The following is a 17,992-nucleotide window of genomic DNA, read 5'->3' on the forward strand; positions in this document are numbered from 1 at the left end:
TAGGAGGCAACTATGAAACAACGTGATTTTTTCTTTGATAACGCCAAATTCATTCTCATGGCTTTTGTCGTCTTTGGACATTTGCTGAATACGTATATACATGATAGTGAAACGATTTACGCTTTATATAAAACCATTTATTCCTTTCACATGCCGGCCTTTATTCTAGTTTCAGGTTTTTTTGCTAAAGGTTTTTATCAAAAAGGGTATTTAGCCAAAATTACAAAAAAACTAATTTTACCCTACATCATTTTCCAATTGATATATACCGTTTACTATTATTTTTTATATGAACGTTCTGCAATCACTGTTGACTTGCTTGATCCCCAATGGTCGCTTTGGTTCTTGATCAGTTTATTCTGCTGGAACATCATGCTGCTTGGTTTTTCAAAGCTAAAGCCATCAGTAGGCATAGGTTTATCCATTTTAATCGCTTTATTGATTGGGTATATTGACAATGTCTCCAATTACCTTAGTCTCTCGAGGACATTCGTTTTTTTCCCGATGTTTTTGATCGGATACCATTTAAGCAAGGAACACTTAAAGAAACTGTTCACACCCAAGGTTCGTTTGGCTTCACTTAGTGTCATGTTAGTAATTTTTATCGGTTTTTATTTAAATGCCGATGTCAATTATAAATGGCTCCTCGGTTCGAAACCATATACCGAGCTTGAAGATGCGACAATCATATCCATGTTTAAACGCCTGGGATTTTATGGATTGAGCGTAATTTCAGTGTTCAGCTTCCTTTCATTCATCCCACGCGGACAATATTTCTTTACGAATTGGGGTAAACAAACCCTTTATGTATATCTGCTGCACGGATTCTTCATCCGCTTCTTCCGTGAAAGCACTATACATGACTACTTCAGCAATACAGAGAGCTTTATCATGCTTGCCGGTCTATCCTTCTTGATTACCGTGTTATTATCAAGCGAAATGATTGCCACAATGGCACAGCCGATCATCGAATTGAAGGCGACCAAAACAAAACGATTCATGACTAAAACGAAAGAATATATAAAACAAGCATTTTAAATAAAACGGATAAAGCATTTTCTGCTTTATCCGTTTTTTTCAAAAAGTAATTCCAGTTCGGCTTTAAAGCTGAAAGATTTCCGTTCATTCAATAACTCATTTTTCAAATGGAGCGCACTATGGTAAAATTACTCGTTAGTGCTTGTTGGCTTAAAAAGATATGTACACGAAAGGAGCCAGGCGTTTCTTTTACGCCCTTTAACATGAATATAATAATCAGTACTCTTAATGCAAAATATATCCATACATCGCTATCCATCCGCTATTTAAAGGCTTATGCCCAGCCAGATTATAATGTACATCTAGCAGAATATACGATAAAAGATCCGATTATGAACATAGTTGGTGACCTTCATTCCAAAAAACCAGATGTCATAGGATTCAGCTGCTATATTTGGAACATCGAGGAAACAATGAAAGTAGTAGCCATGCTGAAGAAAATCAATCCAGAATTGGTCATCATTCTCGGAGGACCTGAAGTCACATATGATGTTGGAGAATGGCTTGATCAGATTCCCGGGGCTGATTTTATCGTAATTGGCGAAGGTGAGGTCACCTTCAAGTCCCTTTTATCTGAAATTGAAGGTTCGAATGACTATAAGAAGGTCGGAGGCATTGCGTATCGACTGGATGGAAAAAAAATCATCCAGCCTCAAAACGGCAAGGTTGATTTGAAATCGCTCCCTTCTCCTTATCGTTTGGAGGAAGACCGTGGCGATTTATCTAAACGTGTCACCTATATCGAAACTAGCCGAGGATGCCCGTTCAGCTGCCAATTTTGCCTGTCATCGATTGAAGTGGGTGTCAGATATTTTGATCGTGAAAAGATTAAAGAAGATATCAGGTACCTTATGGCTAATGGTGCAAAGACCATTAAGTTCGTTGACCGAACCTTCAATATCAGCCGAAGCTATGCCATGGAAATGTTTCAATTCTTAATCGATGAGCATCTTCCCGGTGTGGTTTTCCAGTTCGAAATCACTGCGGACATCATGCGTCCGGAAGTTATCCAGTTCTTGAACGATAATGCCCCTGCAGGATTGTTCCGCTTTGAAATAGGGGTACAATCGACGAATGACCATACAAATGATCTAGTTATGAGAAGGCAGAATTTCGAAAAACTGACCAGGACCGTAACTATGGTAAAAGATGGGCAGAAAATTGATCAGCATTTAGACCTGATTGCCGGTTTACCTGAAGAAGATTATCATTCTTTCAAAAAGACTTTCAATGATGTTTTTGAGCTGAGACCCGAAGAGATGCAGCTTGGCTTCTTAAAGATGCTCCGTGGTACGGGTTTACGGATACGTGCCAATGAACACCAATATATTTACAGTGATCATGCTCCTTATGAAATCCTGGGAAATAATGTTTTAAGCTTCGATGACATTGTCCGCATTAAACAAGTTGAAGACGTCCTTGAAAAATACTGGAACGATCATAGAATGGATCACACCACGGAATACCTTGTCAAAACGGTATTTCAATCACCATTTGACTTTTTTCAGGATTTCGGTACCTTTTGGGATGAACAAGGCTGGTCACGAATCGGACACCAGCTTGAAGACTTGTTCAGACGCTTACAGCAGTTTTTGGCTTCCCGGGAATCTGCTGAACTGAATAACATTATCGGACTCATGAAATTGGATTATTTCATGAACCAAAAATACAAACCACGTAAACCTTGGTGGGAAGCTTCCCTGGATAAAAATGGACGGAAAGTGATATATGAAGATATTCTGAATAAACCTGAACAGCTTGGTTCGTCTTTCACAGCCTTGGCACTTAATGAAAAAGAAATACACAAACACACCTTGCTCGAGGCAATACCCTTTGATTTGGAAACGTATTTAGCAGAGGGTACAATCGTCGAGAAACCATCGATCATGCTTGCCTATTTTGATCCGAGTGGAAAGGGATCAAACATTTTCCCGCTCCCAAAATCTAGAAATGCCATTTTTTAAAGATTAAGGGCGGACCCAAAATGGGTCCGTCCTTATTTATTTATTTATTTATTATCACGTTTTTTATTTTCTTTTGCTAATATTTCATAAATTTTGGTTGCGTTCATATCGCCACTGAATTCGATTCCAAATTCAGTTCGTACATGTTCCCCCACCTTTTCCTGGGAGTTCCGTTTTTCTTTTTCCATTAACTTCTTCCTTTTCTGCCTTGCTTTGAATTGCGGTTGGCACCTTTTATTGGGTTTTCCTCTAATGCGAACTCATTGGAAAACTCATTTTCGGCTTGGTTTCTTTTTGGCGTTTTACTTGCTTTGACAGCACCATCTACATTAGCTTTCCGTTTCATTTTCATCCACCCTTTTTAATATAGTTTACGTTTTAGAATGGGGTAAAACTGCCGAAAATTATTCAGGGATATTATAGGGACAGACGAGAAAAAATAACCGTAAAACGGAAAGGGAGATTCTAGATGAAAAAGAAATTGGATTCACCAATTATCGATGATACACAACCCCACCAAATTAACGCACCAAGCTATAAAGGGACCGGCATAAAACCACGAGCTCCATTTGTCAATGATTATGGAGTCGTCATTGGTGACAGTAAATATGCATCTGAAAACTCACCACTCGAAAATTGGAGCGAAGATACAGACCCGGAAATCATGGCTGGAGACGACTGGATACACCCCACCAATGATATAGGCTGGAATTCAACTGAAAACCGTGAACTGTTAGAGGCTAAAAGAACGCCGCAGCCTCCTTTTATGCATCCTGATAAAGATGTTAGCATTGATACGGATTGAGTGGTTCTGGAAGGGTCAATGGTACAAGTGAAATCCTTAATAACAACCAAGGGGTGTATAGCTCATTCGGTATATACCCCTTATTCTCATTTAACTTGTAAAATCCACTTTCCTTTAGTTACACGGGCGTTCATTTCTGCATGGTCATCTGCCGCCTTTTCAATCGGATAAATGACGCCGATCGCAAGCTTAAGCTTTCCAGAAGCCCGGTAAGAAAAAAGACTTCAATGCCAGGCAACAGCATATCTGGGTGTTTAATGATCCAATTTTTCTTGGGCTATATTCAACGCGTTTTCCTGAACATCCTGAAGAATCGTTTCGTAACCTCCAAATGCAGCAAGCATCGCAATTTGATGCCCCATCTGCCCAGCCCCAATTACGGTTATTGATTGAATTTGCTTGCTGGTCATGCCCTTCTACTAATTGGTCAGTATGTAGCCTGGTCAAGCTTTAATGCCCTGTAGAATCATCCCCATAAAAATGTCTGCTACTTCCTGTTCGGTTTTTTCAACTTCAGAGTCGAACCAATGATAGCTCCAATTGGCCACACCCAAAATAGCAAAAGAGATGATGGATGCATCAAGGTTGGAACGTAGTTCTCCGCTCTCGATGCCTTCCACCAGCACCTGTTTGATTTTATTACGGAACTCATCCCGCTTAGGAAGGATTTGTGCAAGTTTTTCGTCACTTAGATTTTTCATTTCACGGAAAAAGACCGTGGCGCTTGATTTTTTTGTTTTGATGCTTTTTAAAAGCATATATACCATAACGAAAAGCTTTTCCTTACAGTTTTTCCTAGTATCCGAAATGATGATTTCCTGCTCACTAAGCAACTCGTCTATATAAGCAATATGAATATCCATAAGCAACTGCTCTTTGCTCTTAAAGTAATAATAAAATGTTCCCTTTGTCACTCCAACCGATTCGACGATATCAGAAATCGAAGTTTCACTAAAGCCCTTCTTTTCGAATAAGCGCATGCTATGTTCTGTCATTTTTTCTTTCATGTAAGCATCCTCGCAATCTGTAAAAATTCAGCTGAATTGATATCATACGCTCCGTACTATCAAAGCCTTCTTATTTCTTGGAAATTACCTCCCTTAAAGCACGCCTTAAAATCTTTCCGACATTTGTTTTTGGTAACTCCTCACGAAATTCAACGAATAGCGGAACTTTATAAGCCGATAGGTTTGCACGGCAGTACTCGATGATTTCCCGTTCACTTGCCATTTATTATTTTTAAGTACAAGCACCGCTTTTACCGACTCCCCTCGGTAAGCATCTGGAACTCCAAAGACAACCGCTTCCTGGACAGCAGGATGTTCATAGAGGACTTCCTCGACATCACGCGGGTAGATATTATACCCACTTGCAATGATCAAATCTTTTTTCCTGTCAACAATATAGAGATACCCTTCTTCATCAACTTTGGCGATATCACCCGTATAAAGCCAACCATCCCTAAGAGTCACCGCCGTTTCCTCTGGCATATTCCAGTAACCCTTCATCACTTGAGGTCCTTTGATGACCAATCCCCCCATTTCGCCTGGGGCCACTTCTAAAGTCCCGTCTCCTAGATCCATCACTTTATATTCTGTCGAAGGGATTCCGATCCCGACACTCCCATGCTTCCTTTCAGCAAATACCGGGTTGCAATGCGTAGTTGGCGAAGCTTCCGTAAGACCATAGCCTTCATGATCCTTCCTACAGTCTGGCTCATGATAAAAGTTCCGGTTACATTGACATTCATCACCTTCTGCCAGGCTTCAAGGGGCATGTCGACGGCCAGAGCCCCCAAGGATGCCCCGCTATTATTCACTAAAATGTCAATGGCACCGAATTCCCGGTAAGTCTCGTTAACCACTTCCTGTACATCTGACGGATTTGTGATATCACACTTGAAGGACTGCGCCCTGCCTCCAAGTTTTTCAATTTGCGAAGCAACTTCATCGCATGCTTCCTTTTTCCTTGAACAAAGCACGACATTCACCCCTGCTTCGACAAATCCAGTCGATCGGCGTCTTTCCAGTTAGATTGAATAGGCCGGTACCTTTCATACTTTCACCTCATGCTTTTGTTGGTATTTTCGAGGTTTTTATTTTAGCTACTTGTGAACGGCGCACTTCATCAGGACCATCAGCAAGCCTCAATGTCCGTGCATTTGCCCAATGTGCAGCAAACGGTAAATCGTTGAAATCCCTGCAACTCCAAACCCTTGAATTGCCCTGTCCAGCACTTTTAATGCCCTAGTTGGTGCCACCACTTTTTTCATGGCTATCTCCCGCCTTCTCTCCCTTGTTCCCGACAGTTTCCATCACATACAGCTTTTAAAGTAATAAGCTTTGCTTGTTCGAATTCAATCCGTGAATCGGCAACCCATTCCATGATCACACCTTGCCTCGCCAAAGGTTTACCAAACGAAACGGATTTGAATACACTTACATAATTCTTCAAGTGCTCTTTCAGCAGCACCGATCAGACTCATGCGGTGGTGTATCCTTCCAGGCCCGAGTCTTCCTTGGGCAATCGCAAACCCTTTACCTTCTCACCATAGTATATTCGTTGCCAGGACCCTCACATTTGCAAAATTGATTTCCGCATGGCCATGCAGAGCATGATTATAACCAAACAGGGGGAGCATTTCCTCGATTTTGAAAACCGGTGTGTCCAGCTGTACAAGAATCATTGACTGTTGATCATGCTTGGACGCTTCAGGATCTGTCTTACCCATAACGATGGCAATCTTGCATCGGGGCTCTCCTGCTCCTGAAGACCACCATAACCGGCCGTTTATGACATACTCATTACCTGCCTTTTCAAGACTGCACTCTATATTGGTAGCATGGAAGACACCACTTCTGATTCTGTTAGCGAGAAGCATGAGCGTATTTCCCTGGCAAGCAATGGCTGCAGCCAGCGTTCTTTATGTTCATCGGAACCGTATCTCACCAATACTTCCATATTTCCGGTGTCCGGTGCGTTACAATTGAAGATTTCAGGTCCTATCATCGTCCTTCCCATGATTTCACAAAGCGGGGCATATTCTAGATTTGTTAAACCTGCTCCATATTTGCGATAAGGTAAAAATAAATTCCACAATTTGCTTTTGCCGTTAATTCAGATAAAAACGGCGGTATATCACTCATCGGCTCTTCTGTGAATCTAGCTGCTTTTGATATGATTCATTTGGGAATACGTATTTTTCATGAATTCCGTTAACTTCTTTTCCAGATTTTGCACCTCTTGATCATGTTCAATTTGCAAATTGAATTCCTCCTTTAAAACTGACTAACCGGTTAGTATGTTATTACCGTTGGAGTACACGCAATATTCTGACTTTTATAACGATCGAATTATATATTTTCATGTCGTTCTTGTCCCGTTATCTGGACATTTTCGTTCCCGTTATAATCACTTGGTAGGACTGCGGGGAATACACAAACGATTTTCGTACCTTTTTTCAGTTCGCTTGTTATGAACACTTTTCCGCCGTGCTTTTCGATGATTCTAAAACAAACGGAAAGACCCAATCCCGTTCCTGATGTTTTTGTAGTGAAAAATGGTTCTCCTACTTTTTGAAGGGAGTTTTCCGGGATACCCTCCCCTTCATCCAAAATGCTCAAAAAAACTTCCCCATTTTTTTCGTTTACGCTCACAAAAATATTTCCGCCATTCGGCATCGATTCTATGGAATTTTTTATCATGTTTATTAATACTTGCTTGATTTGGTTTTCATCAAAGTAAATAAAAATGGGTTCTGTATCGTAATTTTTATGAATTTGAATATTGTTCAATACGGCATTTGTCTCCAACAGTGTAACGACATGGTTACAGCTTTCTTTTAAATCCTTCTCAAGAAAAACCGCCTCCGCGGGTTTCGAAAGCAGCAAAAGTTCATTCAGGACTTGCTCGATTCGATTTATTTCCGAAAAAATAATATCATAATATTCATCTTTATCAGCACCGCCATCTTTAATCAACTTTACAAACCCCATTATGGCTGTCATCGGATTCCTGACCTCATGTGCAATCCCTGCCGCAAGTTGTGCAGCCGTTGATAACTTGCTTGATGTGATTGCCAAATGTTCGTTTAGGCTAACAAGCTTTTCTTCTGCATGTTTACGTTCATTAATTTCCGATAATATGCCTACCGTCCCTATGAATTTCCCTGCGTCATCGTAAATTAGTTTAACGAATGCTTCAACCCAACTGGTACCTTTTTTCGCATTCAGTTTAATGTCCACTCGAAAATATTTATTTCCTTGATGAAAGGATTCCGCAAAGGCCTTTAATACGTCCTGATAAGAAGTCATATCCATATGTTTAGAAAAGTGAAGCCCAAGTGATTCGTTCACCGTCGCACCACTCATCGATTTCCATGCTGGGTTTAAATACAACCATTTTCCTTTATCATCCGTTTGAAAAATAACCTCATTGAAGCTATTGACCAATTCTTTGGAGTACTTGGAGAAGATGCGATAACGTCCTTCGCTATCTTGCAATATAGCTATCGTTTTCCGTTTATTATCATACATAGCACCCAAACACCAAGCAATGGATAGAATGGCGAGTAAATATATTCCTGCAAAGGCGGAAAACCTGCGTTCTTCATGGCCCAGCCATCCTAAATAGGGCAATATCAATATGAAGAATAGGGCAGGGACAATGATCCTTCCAGTATATTTGTTCATTTTTTCCACCTCCTTTACTAATGATTTAAACTTCATTCGACGGAGTTCCAGCAAGTAAGGGTTCAAATATGCATATACTGTATATTAAAACGGTAAAAAACTCACTTATAGGTAAACTTCAACATTTTACCTTTGATTCCTGCAAACAACGCAAAAAACCTTTCCTCGATGGAAAGGTCTCTTTTCAACTTAAATCATTTACCCAATGATGACGCGTTCCTTTGGATAATGATAATTTTCCGTAACTTCTTTATGGCCTATGATATAAAGCAGGGACGTTATCCCGACCCGGCCAATAAACATAATGATCATAATGACAATTTTACCGGTATTACTGAGATCAGGCGTGATTCCCATCGAAAGGCCAACTGAACCGAAAGCCGAACATACCTCAAAAATGATTTGGGTTAAAGTGAAATTCTCGGTAATCGATAAAATGAAGATGGCCAATATGCACAGGAAGGAACCCATGATCATAACTGCTGTCGCTTTTCGGATATCATCTGGATGAATCTCCCGTTTGAACACTTTGATGGATCGCCTTCCCCTCATGAAATTCCATAAGAACAGAATCATGATAGCCAGAGTGGTTGTGCGGATCCCTCCCCCGACTGAGCTTGGGGATGCCCCAATGAACATTAATATGCTCATCAATAAAAGGGTCGGTTCCGAAAAGTCACTCACATTCATTGTTGTTAACCCTCCGCTTCGCGTATTGGAGGACATGAATAACGAGTAGAAGAACGATTCATGCCAGCTCTTACCTTTAAAGAACCCATTCATTTCCAGAAGGTAAATCAGGATCGTCCCCCCAATGATAAGGGAAAAGAAAGTGACTGATGTCAGCTTCGTGAACAAAGAAAAATGAAACTTATAAGTACGGGCACTATTGGACAAAAACTCTTTCAACTCGATCAAGACCGGAAACCCAATTGCTCCAAGGGTAAGCAGGATAATCGTGATGAACTGTACGAAGTAATCCCCTTTAAAAGGAATCATCGATATACCGGTGATATCAAAACCGGCATTGGTAGTGGAACTGACTGCCAAAAATAAGCCATTTAAGAAGGCGTCTTTCCAGTTTGGATAATAATTCAAAAAATAAATACCTAAAACCAGGGCACCAATCATTTCAATAACGAGGAATATCTGAATGATTTGAATCAATAATTTAACAAGGCCCGAAAGATTCGATTGGTTTTGATCGGTCATGATCAATTGCCTTTCCTTCAAACCGATCTTCTTGCCCAATATTAGCCAGAAAAAGGTTCCGAGTGTCATGATGCCAATCCCGCCAAACTGGAGAACGAACATCAGAATGAAATAGCCAGCCTCACTTAACACATCAGGCGTACTGACTACAGTTAATCCTGTAACACTGACAGCACTGATAGCTGTAAATAAGGCATCCATGAATTCCCACTCAACACCAGGTTTTAGGGCAACCGGCAGGCTAAGCAACGCTGTCGAGATGCTGACAGCTAAAAAATAATAACCGACGATAAGCTGAGCTGGTGTTAATTTTGATAATATTTTTTTGATAGCAAACATAAAGAGTTTCCTTTCTTACTCCTTTATAGTTATGTGAATCACATAACCATTAAAAATCTAGTTTACCCTTTTTTCATTCTTTTTTCCATTCTCTTTTAAAACTGTCTTACTTACAACAATAAGGCAGGTTTACCAAAAAGTTTGATTCCGCTACTATAAGTAAAACTCCGCATTCTACTTATACTATCATTACAGCGGCAAAAGCCGTTGAAAAAGTAAAGGGGAGATTCAAATGGCTAACAGCAGTAACAACCTTCTTGTTCCTGGAATCGAACAAGCATTAGAACAAATCAAATATGAAATTGCATCAGAATTCGGTGTACAACTAGGTTCCGATACTTCAGCACGTGCCAATGGTTCAGTTGGCGGAGAAATTACGAAACGACTTGTAGCACAAGCTCAATCTCAACTTAAAGGTCAAGGTCAATAATTACTATCACAATTGAATATCCATGGCTAAGAGTCCAGCTCCGTGCTGGACTCTTTTAATTATTCCCTTGTCCGTTTCCATTATTGCCCTTACCCTTTTTCCACTTATCCCAATCTTGTTTAACCTTTATCACTATTTTATCTTGTTTATCTTTTTTACTTTTATTTTCGAGCTTTATATGATCGCCATTATTCCGTTCTCTTTCTCTTCCCTTTTCATTGACCGATGTATATCTTTTCCCATCAAGCCTTTTATCTTCCTTTTCATTTTTCTGCTTGTCCTTAAATTGATTGCTGTGATTATTTTGATTGCTGACAGGTTTTCCTTTTGATTCCATGCTTTTTTCCTTAAAGTCATTTATCTCATTCCGTTTTCCATTTTTATCTTCACTTTTGGTTTTTCCCTTATTTTGGTCTGATGGTGTTCCTAAGTTTTTCTGTTCAATTGGTTTTGCTTCATTTACTGACTTTTGCTTTAATTCATTTGTTGTATTGTTCTCTTTTTTCTTTTCCTCAACCGATTTTTTTTCTGTACTCAGCGTTTCGCTCTGCTCTTTCGGAATAACAACCTTTTCCTCTACTTTTTTATCCGTTGCTGGTGCAGACTCCCTCGTATTGACTTTTACCTTCTCTTTATCTTCATTTAACTTCTTTTCGACATACTTACCTGTGGATATGCCTTGTTCCCTTGCTTGCTTCCTATCGCTTTTTGTTGCCTGAATCACTTTCATCTTCGTATTAGAAACATTATTCTGTTCTGATATTTCTTTTATCTCTTTTTTTAAGTTCTTATCCAATTTTTTATCTTTATCCAATATCGTTGTGGAAATGACTATTTGTTTTTTTTCTTTCAGATATCCAAGTTGCATCGTCGTTTCGACGATTCGGTTTGTAACCGTTTTAATGTCCTTACCTTTCCAATCTTTCAGCTGACCAATCACAAGCTTGCCGTCTTCATTTAACCCGCTAAGTTTGAGAACTTCTAAATGATGGTCAAGCTCCAATTCAATGCTGGGATTCACATCAATTGTCATGTATGCCGATACATGCTCAGAGAAATAGGATGGAAGAAACGAAAAGAGAATCAGGAAAGTGGAGGCAATGCTTAGCACGGCCTTTTTTTTGAAAGATGAATTAAAATTGGGAAAGGCGAAAGTGACCTTTTGTTTAATAGGCGAAAAAGTGATTTCCTCACCTACTTCATATTCCCTTTCCTGCCTTTTGGTTTTTAGAAATTCACCCTCGGGGGTCAATAGGGTTACAAAACGCTTATTAACTGAAAGAATTACTCCTTTTTTCATCCATTGATAGCCCCTTTTATATAATCATTCAAGTACAAAAAATCTCCGTTTATTATGATTGCCACAGCAATGATGTACTTTCTGTTCCGTTCAATCGTTTTTCTGCTTACATCCACTTTTCCTTCAAGCTGCTTTACTGGCAGCCGCTTTTTTGCAAACAGAATTTCTTTCAGTTCGTCATCTTCCATTAACAATTTAGCAATCATAATAGCTCCCTTCCTGGCATCCGCATGTTTTGGAGAGTTTTCGACTAAATCCTCAAATGACAGACCAAAATCCTGTAGATGGCTTATATAAAGGTGAATTTCTTCTTTTCTTCTTTCCGATTCCTTTTGCTTCTCGTATTCATTCATGGAATTTTCATTATCGATATATATATGGCTTTGATCATTATCATCATTCAGAGATAAATCCAAAAGGACTTCTTTCCGTTTTGACTGGCTTCTTAAATAATCTATAACCCTTCGTTTAACGAGGGTTTCGGCAAATGCCAATAAAGAACGGCCTTTTTCCGGGGAATATTTATCGATTGCCTCATTAAAAGCAATCATTCCAATACTAAATTCATCATCTGATTCGTATATGTAACGTCTGCAGATTGATGAGACGGTTTTTGCAATAAAAGGTTTGAAAGACTCTATAGTATCATTACGAAGGCTTATATCGCCTTGTTGAATTTTCAATACGGTTTCTTCTAAAGAACGCTTTTTTTTGAATGCTGTAAACATCAATCCAAGCATTTGCTCACCTCGCTCCCGTTGAACAAAAATACGCATCAACATACTTATCTTAAGCGGAGGGAGTCTAAAAGACAGTGCCAAAAGAACTATTTTTGCGATATAAATGAAATCACATAATATATCCACATGATAAAATACTTAGTTTCTTCTCGTTTATTACAGTGCAATTACAGTAAAATATCTTTTACAGGATCATTGTACAAATCAATGGGACAATTGTCATTTTTCTAACCGGAATTTAATATTCACATCTTTTAACATATCATTCGCAAACATACCTGGTCTTGTGTGGGTCATCTCCATAAATACATTAAGAAGATAAAAAAACAGGCGTAAACTTGCACGCCTGTTTTTTTATGCTTCCTGTATTTGATTCTCTTTTTTCTCTTTTTTGCTTGAAATGATCCACGCACCTACGGCAATTCCAATCAATACGACCCAGAATATCGATTTCCAAAGAGTTGATTCAGGGAAATGATGATCGATGACAGCTAGTGAAGGGTGTGCGAGTGTATATACCGCTAACTTCACCCCAACCCAACCTACAATCAAAAATGCTGCCGTTTCAAGTGAAGGACGCTGATGAAGCAATTTCACGAATGCATTTGCTGCAAACCGCATAATGATCAATCCAATCATACCACCGAGGAACATAACGGCGAATTGCCCTCCGTCAATACTGCCGACTTTCATCCAGCCTGTTGCAGGAAGTGTAACAGCCAGTGCAACGGCAGCCAACATGGAATCGATTGCGAAAGCGATATCAGCAGCTTCAACCTTTACCACGGTCAACCAGAAGCCAGATTGCTTTTTAGGTTTTGTGACTTCCTTCTCACCTTTACCAACGTATTTTTTGTAAATGTGCTGAAAAGCAATGAAAAGTAAGTAAATGGCACCGATCGCTTGAACTTGCCACACGTCGACAAGAAAGGAAATAAGGAATAGACTTGCAAAGCGGAAAACAAAAGCTCCCATCAGACCATAAAACAAGGCTTTTCGTTGTTGTTCTTTTGGTAAATGTTTAACCATGACAGCCATGACGACTGCATTATCCGCAGCGAGTATTCCTTCTAGTCCAACCAAGATAAGAAGGACCCAACCATATTCCAATAATATTGATGCTTCCATCCATTCAACCTCCAATAGTTTGTATTTTCTCCCTATCGGCATTGGCAAAATAAAAAGACCTCTGCCGTATAGGCAAAGGTCTTGCTGAACATGAAAACATGTCAACAAAGCCGATGAATGTTCCCATTCACGTAATGACGACTTTGTTTTAGGGCGAACCCTAACGCTACTCCCCTTTGAAAGGAAAATCAGTTATTAAGTATATTAATAGTATACGCACTTATTATGAAAATAACAATCTTTTTTATATTTGGATCATCCTCTTCGTTTCCCTTTGGATAATTTAATCAACTGCAAATATTCTTTACCAAAACGGATCCAGTTCGGTTTTCCAGAAAAGTAGTTCTGAAACAACGATAAAAACCTCGGATATTTCCCATCATATGGATACCATTGGATTTCTGTATTCTTTTTACCTTTATCGATCATGATCGCTTTTTCATGACAGAAAATCTTCAATCCATGCTCGCCATGATAGCGGCCAATGCCACTTTGTTTGGCACCGCCAAATGGTAAATGATGATTAGCAACAGTAATCAGCACATCATTGATCGTCACCGCTCCTGTAACTAACTGTGACGCAATCCGACTTGCTTTTTCCCTGTCCATCGTCCATACACTCGAATTGAGTCCATATTCACTTTCATTTGCAAGGGCAATCACTTGTTCCTCCGTATCAAAAGGTACAACAGGCAACACGGGTCCGAACGTTTCTTCTTTCATGATTTTCATGGAATGGTCGACATTGGACAGAATCGTCGGCGGAATGAAGTGGGTCTGTCCCGTTCTCCACTCTTTCGGAGAGGTTCCGGTTTCAAGTATGGCCCCTTTATTCAGTGCGTCCTCCAGGTGTCCAGCCACAATATCAACTTGTGCTGGGAAAGTCATTGAACCGATATCATCGTTTAATTGAATCCCCTGCCTCATGGACTTCGCTTTTTCTTTAAGCATCGTTAGGAATTCCTTATAAACGGAACGTTCTACATAAACCCTTTCGACACTCATACACACTTGCCCGCTGTTTGTAAAAGCACCCCAAAGAGCCCCGTTCACAGCCCGTTCCAGGTTAGCATCACACAGAACAATCATCGGATCCTTCCCGCCAAGCTCAAGAGTAGTTGGGATAAGTTGTTTAGCTGCGACCTCACCAATCATTTTTCCGGTCCTTACAGATCCAGTGAAAAATATATAATCTGGTTTTTGCTCAGTTAGTGCCGCACCCAATTCTTTCCCCCCATGCGCAAACTGTATAGTTCCCTCTGGGAAACCAGCTTCATGAAACAGATTATCAATGCACAGCCCAACTAAAGGAGTTACCTCTGATGGCTTGGCGATGACTGTATTTCCTGCTGCTAGAGCATTTAGAATGGGTACCATGGAGAGCTGCAGCGGATAATTCCATGGTGAAATGACGAGAACCGTTCCACGGGGCATAAAATGGACATAGGATTTTTTCCCAATTAGCATGAGTGGAGTGGACACCCTCTGTCCGGAAAGAGCTTTTACTGCATGTTTCTCGATATGCTTGATCGCATCAATGGTGGGCATAACGTCAGCAACCAGCGCTTCAATTTTTACTTTTCCCGTATCTTTTGAAATAACTTCAGCTATTTCATCCATTTTTTCAACCATCAATAAGCGAAGCCGTTTTAAATATAGCAGCCGTTCTTTGATGGGAAGACTCGACCACGCTTGAAACGCATATCTTGATTTCTTATATATATCAGGGATCGAGGTCAGTGGTGTTGGAACGAATTCCGCAATCTTCTCACCTGTTGCCGGGGAATACACATCCCACTTGCCTTGTATTTTTTCCATAACTATTCCCCTTTCTTTACCAAATTCTTATCTGGTACTCCTTATCATTTTTATGTTTTAAATAAAAATTGACCATAGCAGGAACAACTTCCCTGAAATCAGGGCAAATGATTCCAGAAGCAACTAAATCGTTTTGGGCTGCAGTACTGTCAAAACGTCCTTTCCAAGTGAAGTAATCAAGGGGCTTCTTGTCCTAAATATGCCTTCATAGGACCCTTGATAGGAGCGTTTGGCTTAGTCCCCTTGGAATATGGCCTTTTGGTCTTTCTTATACAATTCATCAACGAAAAGTTCATAAAATTCTCTAGCCTTACTTGGGTTGGGACCAGTTAAATGATAGGTTTTCCCTGCCTTCATTATATAATGCCGGAGATAAAGTAGCCTGTATAATATAATCGATTTTAACCAGGTTCACTACCGTTTCCCTCTCCGATGAAATATATGGATCAAGAAAATTAAGGTTGAAATAGCGACCATCGAATTTAATCGTTTCCCCTGTTTGGGAATGCCCCTTAACAATCCTGGGCCTGATTATCGTAATAGGAATCTCTTTTTAAGCTCCTCGACAAGTAATTCAGCCTCAAATTTTGTCGTTCATAATGATTCTTAAAGCTTTTCGGAAAGCGCAATTCATGCTCGTAAAGAATCCCTTCCCGATTCCCTGCCACATAACGGGTGCTAAAGCACGTATACCTCTTAAGATTAGTTACCCCTTTATCAAATTCGTTTACATGGTCCTTACCTACGACATTGACAAGCCGGTCAATTTTTTCAGGGATATCTAAATCGTATATCGCGTCAAGATTAAATATGTGTGTGACTTTTTGTTGAAGTTCATCGAATAATTCCTCTCACCAATTTACCTTGAATAGTAATCTCCTAGCCATAATAGCACTACCAAAATGGAATATATAGTAAAAGTAATCATTATTAAAAGGAGAATTCCCGATAACTATCGAAGTTAATGTATAGGAAACCAAAGGGAATTGCAGCTGTCAAGTTTATCGGGTTTAGTGTTTAATATGGGGTTTGGGAGGATAAATTCATATTATCGAATAAAAATTATTATCTATATAACTGATTTTCCGTTACTATATAAGAAGGCGATTTTTTCGCGCATACATATTTGAGGTGAGCGCACAAATGAAAAGAATAATTAAAGCATACGACTTCCCTATTTTCATCGCTGTCGTATTACTCTGTTTGTTTGGTTTAGTGATGATTTACAGTTCGAGCATGATTACAGCTGTTGCTCGGTACCACCAGTCCATGGATTTCTTCTTCGAGAAACAAAAAACGGCCTTTGTCATATCATTCCTGGCAATGATCGTGACGATGATTCTTCCTTATAAGATGTACAAAAACAAAATTTTCTTGATGTCTATGATGTTTGGAATGGCCGGTATCCTTTTGCTGCTATTTATTTTCGGCCATACAGCAGGAAATGCCACAAGCTGGTTCAAGTTAGGGACAAAATCGGTCCAACCTGCGGAATTTTCCAAGTTAGCCATGATCATTTATCTGGCAGCCATTTACGGAAAAAGGCAGGATCGAATCAATAGCATTGATAAAGCCGTCATCCCCCCGATTTTCTTTCTCGTATTTATTTGTTTTTTAATCGGGATTCAACCTGACTACGGAACGGCAGCTGTCATTTTCCTAATTTCAAGTACGATGATCTTTTCATCCGGAATGTCATTTAAGAGTATTTCCAAACTCTCTTTGATTACTGCGATATTCGTTACAATATTTGCATTAGGAGTAATCGTGACAGGAAATTTTTCATCCGTTTTCTCTGAAAATAAAGTGTCTCGATTTACCGGGTTTGCAGATCCTTTTGGACAAGAGGGAGGAAATGGGTATCAGCTCGTGAATTCCTTGTATGCGATAGGATCAGGAGGCCTTACAGGCGTGGGACTTGGTGACAGTGTACAAAAATACGGGTACCTGCCCGAATCACATACGGATTTCATCATTTCCATCATTGCAGAAGAACTTGGAATATTCGGTGTAGGCTTCGTTCTATTGACACTTGGGTTTATCGTCCTTAGGGGGTTTATACTCTCAGCAAAATGTAAAGATCCATTTGGAAGCCTATTATTGATCGGGATCTCATCCATGATTGGCATTCAAGTTGGGATCAACATCGGCGGTGCGACTGGACTAATTCCCATTACTGGTATCACCCTTCCGTTCATCAGCTATGGAGGATCTTCCTTACTGCTGCTCATGCTGTCAATGGGAATATACCAAAATGTCGTAATGCGAATGAATTTACTTGAACAGAAAGAGAAAGTCGTGTCCATCCCAAAAGATGAGATCGCTTCTTCAAAATAAACGATCCAATCCTTCACCCCCTGACATTTCTGTTCATGTCAGGGGGTTTTAGTCATACCCTCTCTCCAATCTTTGGTTATGGGATATCACATAAAAAAACAGGCAGTCAAAACTAAACTGTACCCTATGTAAAGGACAATTTTAAAAAAAGGTTAGGCTATCTCTAGAAGATGATCTCTGTATTGAACAG

Annotated in this window: 16 protein-coding genes and 3 pseudogenes; 5 read left to right on the forward strand and 14 right to left on the reverse strand. The window is 39.8% G+C overall.

Annotated features, from left to right (window positions below):
- Positions 1–12: 12 nt before the first annotated feature.
- Positions 13–1,038 carry an acyltransferase family protein gene (locus tag ACFX4L_RS19730; protein WP_284471371.1) on the forward strand — a complete coding sequence of 342 codons (1,026 nt, stop codon included), beginning with the start codon at positions 13–15 and terminating at the stop codon, positions 1,036–1,038.
- 203 nt (positions 1,039–1,241) lie between these two features.
- Complete coding sequence (locus ACFX4L_RS19735; RefSeq protein WP_377382691.1) at positions 1,242–3,002, forward strand: B12-binding domain-containing radical SAM protein; 1,761 nt, start codon at positions 1,242–1,244, stop codon at positions 3,000–3,002.
- A gap of 44 nt (positions 3,003–3,046) precedes the next feature.
- On the opposite strand, the gene ACFX4L_RS19740 is transcribed toward ACFX4L_RS19735, so the two are convergent.
- Both ACFX4L_RS19740 and ACFX4L_RS19745 read right to left on the reverse strand, forming a co-directional pair.
- Positions 3,047–3,190: a hypothetical protein gene (locus ACFX4L_RS19740; protein ID WP_167555972.1), complete on the reverse strand. Its 144-nt coding sequence runs from the start codon at positions 3,188–3,190 to the stop codon at positions 3,047–3,049.
- On the reverse strand, positions 3,190–3,348 hold the full coding sequence (locus ACFX4L_RS19745; RefSeq protein ID WP_089362349.1) for a hypothetical protein: 159 nt from the start codon (positions 3,346–3,348) through the stop codon (positions 3,190–3,192). The genes ACFX4L_RS19740 and ACFX4L_RS19745 overlap by 1 nt, the downstream gene beginning before the upstream one ends.
- A gap of 123 nt (positions 3,349–3,471) precedes the next feature.
- Here ACFX4L_RS19745 and ACFX4L_RS19750 point away from each other — a divergent pair, with 123 nt between their 5' ends.
- The gene (locus ACFX4L_RS19750) at positions 3,472–3,807 is read left to right on the forward strand and encodes a DUF3905 domain-containing protein (RefSeq protein WP_289337920.1); all 336 of its coding nucleotides are present in this window, start codon (positions 3,472–3,474) and stop codon (positions 3,805–3,807) included.
- A 254-nt stretch (positions 3,808–4,061) separates the two neighbouring features.
- Here ACFX4L_RS19750 and ACFX4L_RS19755 read toward each other — a convergent pair whose 3' ends face one another.
- From ACFX4L_RS19755 to ACFX4L_RS19785, 7 genes and pseudogenes are all read right to left on the reverse strand, one after another.
- Complete coding sequence (locus tag ACFX4L_RS19755) at positions 4,062–4,217, reverse strand: 3-hydroxyacyl-CoA dehydrogenase NAD-binding domain-containing protein (protein ID WP_309145512.1); 156 nt, start codon at positions 4,215–4,217, stop codon at positions 4,062–4,064.
- Positions 4,218–4,250: 33 nt separating this feature from the next.
- Positions 4,251–4,814, reverse strand: coding sequence for a TetR/AcrR family transcriptional regulator (locus ACFX4L_RS19760; RefSeq protein WP_377382615.1), 564 nt, complete (start codon positions 4,812–4,814; stop codon positions 4,251–4,253).
- 70 nt (positions 4,815–4,884) lie between these two features.
- Positions 4,885–5,501, reverse strand: a pseudogene (locus ACFX4L_RS19765) (AMP-binding enzyme); the annotation flags it as partial.
- Positions 5,390–5,797, reverse strand: coding sequence for an SDR family NAD(P)-dependent oxidoreductase (locus ACFX4L_RS19770; protein WP_377405969.1), 408 nt, complete (start codon positions 5,795–5,797; stop codon positions 5,390–5,392). The gene ACFX4L_RS19770 and the pseudogene ACFX4L_RS19765, both read right to left, overlap by 112 nt.
- Before the next feature lie 76 nt (positions 5,798–5,873).
- Positions 5,874–7,071: pseudogene (locus ACFX4L_RS19775) on the reverse strand (acyl-CoA dehydrogenase family protein).
- Between the two features lie 89 nt (positions 7,072–7,160).
- A complete protein-coding gene (locus ACFX4L_RS19780) occupies positions 7,161–8,498 on the reverse strand; it encodes an ATP-binding protein (RefSeq protein WP_377405971.1) in 1,338 nt (445 codons plus the stop codon).
- A gap of 198 nt (positions 8,499–8,696) precedes the next feature.
- Positions 8,697–10,049 carry a TrkH family potassium uptake protein gene (locus ACFX4L_RS19785; RefSeq protein ID WP_284471375.1) on the reverse strand — a complete coding sequence of 451 codons (1,353 nt, stop codon included), beginning with the start codon at positions 10,047–10,049 and terminating at the stop codon, positions 8,697–8,699.
- Between the two features lie 232 nt (positions 10,050–10,281).
- Here ACFX4L_RS19785 and ACFX4L_RS19790 point away from each other — a divergent pair, with 232 nt between their 5' ends.
- Positions 10,282–10,479, forward strand: a complete 198-nt coding sequence (locus ACFX4L_RS19790) for an alpha/beta-type small acid-soluble spore protein (protein WP_061462216.1) — start codon at positions 10,282–10,284, stop codon at positions 10,477–10,479.
- 55 nt (positions 10,480–10,534) lie between these two features.
- Here ACFX4L_RS19790 and ACFX4L_RS19795 read toward each other — a convergent pair whose 3' ends face one another.
- From ACFX4L_RS19795 to ACFX4L_RS19815, 5 genes and pseudogenes are all read right to left on the reverse strand, one after another.
- The gene (locus ACFX4L_RS19795; RefSeq protein WP_377405973.1) at positions 10,535–11,779 is read right to left on the reverse strand and encodes an anti-sigma factor domain-containing protein; all 1,245 of its coding nucleotides are present in this window, start codon (positions 11,777–11,779) and stop codon (positions 10,535–10,537) included.
- Entirely contained in the window at positions 11,776–12,519 is a 744-nt protein-coding gene (gene sigI, locus ACFX4L_RS19800) for an RNA polymerase sigma factor SigI (RefSeq protein WP_061462214.1), read from the reverse strand. The genes ACFX4L_RS19795 and sigI overlap by 4 nt, the downstream gene beginning before the upstream one ends.
- Before the next feature lie 354 nt (positions 12,520–12,873).
- Positions 12,874–13,647: a TerC family protein gene (locus tag ACFX4L_RS19805; protein WP_089364129.1), complete on the reverse strand. Its 774-nt coding sequence runs from the start codon at positions 13,645–13,647 to the stop codon at positions 12,874–12,876.
- 255 nt (positions 13,648–13,902) lie between these two features.
- Positions 13,903–15,465, reverse strand: a complete 1,563-nt coding sequence (locus tag ACFX4L_RS19810; RefSeq protein WP_377405975.1) for an aldehyde dehydrogenase family protein — start codon at positions 15,463–15,465, stop codon at positions 13,903–13,905.
- Between the two features lie 512 nt (positions 15,466–15,977).
- Positions 15,978–16,301 (reverse strand): annotated as a pseudogene (locus ACFX4L_RS19815) (SDR family oxidoreductase); the annotation flags it as partial.
- 307 nt (positions 16,302–16,608) lie between these two features.
- On the opposite strand from ACFX4L_RS19815, the gene ACFX4L_RS19820 reads away from it, so the two are divergent.
- A complete protein-coding gene (locus ACFX4L_RS19820) occupies positions 16,609–17,802 on the forward strand; it encodes an FtsW/RodA/SpoVE family cell cycle protein (RefSeq protein ID WP_061462210.1) in 1,194 nt (397 codons plus the stop codon).
- Positions 17,803–17,992 lie beyond the last annotated feature (190 nt).

The sequence above is a fragment of the Peribacillus sp. YIM B13482 genome, from assembly GCF_042787975.1.
GTDB lineage: Bacteria > Bacillota > Bacilli > Bacillales > DSM-1321 > Peribacillus > Peribacillus simplex_A.

Excerpts from the sequence above, each read along its gene's own strand:
- ACFX4L_RS19730 (WP_284471371.1), top strand. The coding sequence starts at position 13 with ATGAAACAACGTGATTTTTTCTTTGATAACGCCAAATTCATTCTCATG.
- ACFX4L_RS19735 (WP_377382691.1), top strand. The coding sequence starts at position 1,242 with ATGAATATAATAATCAGTACTCTTAATGCAAAATATATCCATACATCG.
- ACFX4L_RS19740 (WP_167555972.1), bottom strand. The coding sequence starts at position 3,190 with ATGGAAAAAGAAAAACGGAACTCCCAGGAAAAGGTGGGGGAACATGTA.
- ACFX4L_RS19745 (WP_089362349.1), bottom strand. The coding sequence starts at position 3,348 with ATGAAACGGAAAGCTAATGTAGATGGTGCTGTCAAAGCAAGTAAAACG.
- ACFX4L_RS19750 (WP_289337920.1), top strand. The coding sequence starts at position 3,472 with ATGAAAAAGAAATTGGATTCACCAATTATCGATGATACACAACCCCAC.
- ACFX4L_RS19755 (WP_309145512.1), bottom strand. The coding sequence starts at position 4,217 with ATGACCAGCAAGCAAATTCAATCAATAACCGTAATTGGGGCTGGGCAG.
- ACFX4L_RS19760 (WP_377382615.1), bottom strand. The coding sequence starts at position 4,814 with ATGAAAGAAAAAATGACAGAACATAGCATGCGCTTATTCGAAAAGAAG.
- ACFX4L_RS19780 (WP_377405971.1), bottom strand. The coding sequence starts at position 8,498 with ATGAACAAATATACTGGAAGGATCATTGTCCCTGCCCTATTCTTCATA.
- ACFX4L_RS19785 (WP_284471375.1), bottom strand. The coding sequence starts at position 10,049 with ATGTTTGCTATCAAAAAAATATTATCAAAATTAACACCAGCTCAGCTT.
- ACFX4L_RS19790 (WP_061462216.1), top strand. The coding sequence starts at position 10,282 with ATGGCTAACAGCAGTAACAACCTTCTTGTTCCTGGAATCGAACAAGCA.
- ACFX4L_RS19795 (WP_377405973.1), bottom strand. The coding sequence starts at position 11,779 with ATGAAAAAAGGAGTAATTCTTTCAGTTAATAAGCGTTTTGTAACCCTA.
- sigI (WP_061462214.1), bottom strand. The coding sequence starts at position 12,519 with ATGCTTGGATTGATGTTTACAGCATTCAAAAAAAAGCGTTCTTTAGAA.
- ACFX4L_RS19805 (WP_089364129.1), bottom strand. The coding sequence starts at position 13,647 with ATGGAAGCATCAATATTATTGGAATATGGTTGGGTCCTTCTTATCTTG.
- ACFX4L_RS19810 (WP_377405975.1), bottom strand. The coding sequence starts at position 15,465 with ATGGAAAAAATACAAGGCAAGTGGGATGTGTATTCCCCGGCAACAGGT.
- ACFX4L_RS19820 (WP_061462210.1), top strand. The coding sequence starts at position 16,609 with ATGAAAAGAATAATTAAAGCATACGACTTCCCTATTTTCATCGCTGTC.